This is a genomic window from Rhodopirellula sp. JB055, assembly GCF_043100905.1.
Lineage (GTDB): Bacteria > Planctomycetota > Planctomycetia > Pirellulales > Pirellulaceae > Rhodopirellula.
Window position 1 is genome coordinate 1 of record NZ_JBICHO010000492.1, and the last position, 3554, is coordinate 3554.

The 3554-nt window shown below is 57.4% G+C and carries 3 protein-coding genes; all 3 read left to right on the top strand.

Annotation, left to right across the window (positions count from 1 at the left end):
• Nucleotides 1-409 (top strand): MotA/TolQ/ExbB proton channel family protein (locus ACF8AM_RS19340; RefSeq protein ID WP_392557226.1); only part of this gene is annotated, 409 nt, incomplete at its 5' end.
• Entirely contained in the window at nucleotides 406-1059 is a 654-nt protein-coding gene (locus ACF8AM_RS19345) for a hypothetical protein (RefSeq protein ID WP_392557227.1), read from the top strand. The genes ACF8AM_RS19340 and ACF8AM_RS19345, both read left to right, overlap by 4 nt.
• Before the next feature lie 95 nt (nucleotides 1060-1154).
• Nucleotides 1155-3491 (top strand): HEAT repeat domain-containing protein, encoded by a 2337-nt coding sequence (locus ACF8AM_RS19350; protein ID WP_392557228.1) that lies wholly within the window; start codon nucleotides 1155-1157, stop codon nucleotides 3489-3491.
• The last annotated feature ends 63 nt before the right edge of the window (nucleotides 3492-3554 follow it).

The following is a 3554-nucleotide window of genomic DNA, read 5'->3' on the forward strand; positions in this document are numbered from 1 at the left end:
GATCGATTATCTGGCGATGATTGCCAACCTGGCTCCGATGGTTGGGTTGCTGGGGACGGTGACCGGAATGATTTTCGCGTTTCGCCAAGTCGCTGCCACTCGCGGTGCGGCGGGGGCGGGAGATTTGGCGGAAGGAATCTATCAAGCACTGGTGACAACGGTCGGTGGTTTGCTGGTGGCGATTCCGGCACTGGCCGCCTCGGGGGTGCTTCGAAATCGAGTGGACGCGTTGCTGTCAGATGTCACAATGCATGCGGATCGAGCCTTGGCTCCGCTCCGCCGTCGTGCTGCGGCAGCATCTCGATTGGTATCCGCCAGCACACCAGGAGGCGGCCGGATTGTCGCCGTGCCACCTGCTCAAATGCCCAGCCGGAAAACCCCGCCGTCCGAACCGGATGGAACCCGATGAGTCGATTAACGGATGAATCAATGAAAAAACGGTTTTGCACCGAATCATTCGGTCGACGCGTCTTCACAGGAACGCAGGGCGTGTGGCGCCGGTTTGCTCCTGCGCTGGTGTTGAGCTTGGTCGCAACGTTGGCGATCGCGCAGCCTCCCGTCGGTGATTTGGAAAAAGTGGAGCTGCCTGTGATCAAGGCGCCAGTTGCTCCGCCTTCTGGTGAAGCGGCAGAAAAGATCCAGAAAGCTCTTCAGGGCGACGCTCCCGCACCAACGGGCGATGGGATGCTGGATGACGTGTTGAGCATCATTGAAAAGCGTGGCAGCGTGTTGGATGGGTCGGTCTTGGATTCCGAAATCGATCCGCTTTCGGATCCGGCTGATCAGCGGTCAAAGGCCTCTGGAGCTGGCAAGAATGATGTCGGTCCCTTGTCCGGTCCTGCTGCCTCGTTTCGTTTGGCTGAACAATTGTTGGCGACCGCACGAAGATTGGAGAGGGCGACTCCTTCCAAGGCAGCCGATCGGACCCCGCGAATTGTCACCCACGACGATCTCGCCAAGCCGTCGGTCGAAATGTTGCCAGTCGAGAGTTTGGTTTACCAGATGCGGTTGCGTGCGGTTGAGCTGATGAAGAGTGGTTTGGAAGCCTCCCGCGAGTAAACTCAAAGATCCCGCCTCGCCAGGGACCGAATCGCTTGTCGGTTGGTTTGATCTGTCCTGCCCCACCCTCCCCTTTCCTTCCCTGTTCGGCCTTCATGTTGCTCGCCCTTCGAAATCAACTCAAGCGACCGTTGACGCTGGTCTTCGTTTCTGTGGTCGTGTTGATCGCTGGCGCGGTTGCGGCGGACTACTTCACGGGACTGCCTGAGTCCGCCGTGGCCACTTACGTCGGACGAGATGCCTGCGTCGAGTGTCACCAAACGGAGTCGCTAGCCTTTCAAGGTTCTCATCATGATTTGGCCATGGACGTGGCAACGGATGAAACCGTGCTGGGCGATTTCAACGACGTGATCTTCGAGCATGATGGATTGCAAAACCGGCTGTTTCGTGACGGTGAACGGTTCATGATCCACACCGAAGGTCCGGATGGTGAGATGCAGGATTTCGAGGTGAAGTATGTGTTCGGAGTCGACCCGCTGCAGCAATACATGGTCGAGTTTGATCGCGATCCGAAGGCGAGTGAGGATGAGATCGGACGTTTGCAAGTTCTGCGGATCAGTTGGGACACGAATCGAAAAGAGTGGTTCTATTTGCGTCCGCCGGACGTGCCTGAAAAGCTCGAACCCGGCGATCCATTGCACTGGACGGGCGTGGCCCAACGATGGCAAACGATGTGCGCCGATTGTCACTCCACCAATCTGAAGACAAATCATGACGTCGGGACCCTGACTTATCACACGACGTTTTCTGAGATGGATGTCAGTTGCGAAGCCTGCCACGGCCCCGCCAGTCTGCATGTTGAGATGGCGCGTGGGAATTCGTTGTTCTGGGATCGGCACCATGGGTATGGGCTGGCCAAACTGAAAGGCGAAGATCCAACCGGGCAATTGGAAGCGTGTGCGCCGTGCCATAGTCGACGCAGTGTGTTGGACGCGGACTATCAAGCGGGCGATCCGTTTTGCAGTCACTTCAATTTGGAACTACTTCGCGGTGACACGTACCATGACGATGGCCAGATCAAAGACGAAGTCTATGTGTATGGATCGTTTGTGCAGAGCAAGATGTTCCACAAGGGAATCCGATGCACGGACTGTCATGACCCGCACTCTTTGGAGCTCAAGCATCCTGGTAACGAAACCTGCACCTCTTGCCATCAGCACGCAGCGGGGAAATACGACGTGCCATCGCACCATCACCATGCGGTGGGATCGGAAGGTGCGAAGTGCGTGAATTGCCACATGCCTCACACGACTTACATGGAAGTCGATCCACGCCGCGACCATAGCTTGCGAGTTCCCCGGCCGGATTTGTCCGTTTCCATCGGGACGCCGAACGCATGCAGCAGTTGCCATGTGAAGGATCAGCTTGAAAGCATCTCCGCGGACAAACGAGACTCGCTGACGCTGTACCAGGATTGGCTATTGGCCGCTTCGGAAGGCGACGAGGAGATTGCCGAAGCAATCTCGAAAACGGATCAGTGGTGCGACGAAGCTTGTGAGAAGTGGTATGGCGATAACCGTCAGACTCCGGCGCACTATGGCGAGATCTTGGCGGGACTGCGAACGGGCGACTCTGCCATCGTTTCCAAAGCACTGCGGTACGTGACACAGCCGCCCGAGATCGCTCCGGTGCTGGCTCGTGCGACAACGCTGGATGAATTGCTTCAAAACGGTCGTGGCCGAGAGGCGATCTCCGCTGCGAAAACGGTGCTGAAGGATCCGAATGAACATCCGATTCTTCGGGCGACGGCGGCGCGCGTGATGGGAGCAAGCAGTCCATCGGACGCGGTGAAAATTTTGACGCCACTGTTGAAGGATCCTTCTCGGTTGGTTCGCAGCGAAGCGACCAAGGCATTGGTTTCGTCGGGCGGCTATCAGACTCTTTCGGGAACCCGGCAGAAGCAGGCCGATGCAGCGATCGATGCGATCAAAGAGGAGCTGATGGTGGCTTCGGATCGAGCTGGTGCTCACATGGCGTGGGCCTCACTCAGTGAGCAACGTGGGGACTACTTGGAAGCGGTGCAGTCCTATGAGAACGCGATTCGGGTTCAGCCGGAAATGTCCGGTCCACGGACGAATTACGCCGCGATGCTGGATCAATTGGTGGCTGCCGCTGGTCAGTCTCGAGCGGCTCAGTCAGCGATTGTGCAATTGTTTGGTGGCAGCGGAACGCTCGATGCGTTGATGAAGCAGGCCTCTGAGAAAGCCAACCAGCTTCGCCTGGATGAACTGCCTTTGTTGGGGCGAGACGCCAAGTTGGCTTCTGAAAACGCCGACGTTCAGTACCGATACGGTTTGGCATTGTACTTGTCCGGTGATTTGCCGGCAGCGGAAAAGCAATTGCAGCGAGCCGCCGAGCTCGCACCCGACGTCGAAATCTTCTCCACCGCCTTGAAACTGCTGCGTGAACGGATGAACGAAACGGAGCAGTGACGAATTGATGGTCGTTGAAGGCCAACTGGTTCACGGGTGGCATTCGATGGTGCCGTCCCGCTT

What these genes read in the sequence shown, in the direction of transcription:
- ACF8AM_RS19345 (WP_392557227.1), top strand. Translation starts at nt 406, where the DNA reads ATGAGTCGATTAACGGATGAATCAATGAAAAAACGGTTTTGCACCGAA.
- ACF8AM_RS19350 (WP_392557228.1), top strand. Translation starts at nt 1,155, where the DNA reads ATGTTGCTCGCCCTTCGAAATCAACTCAAGCGACCGTTGACGCTGGTC.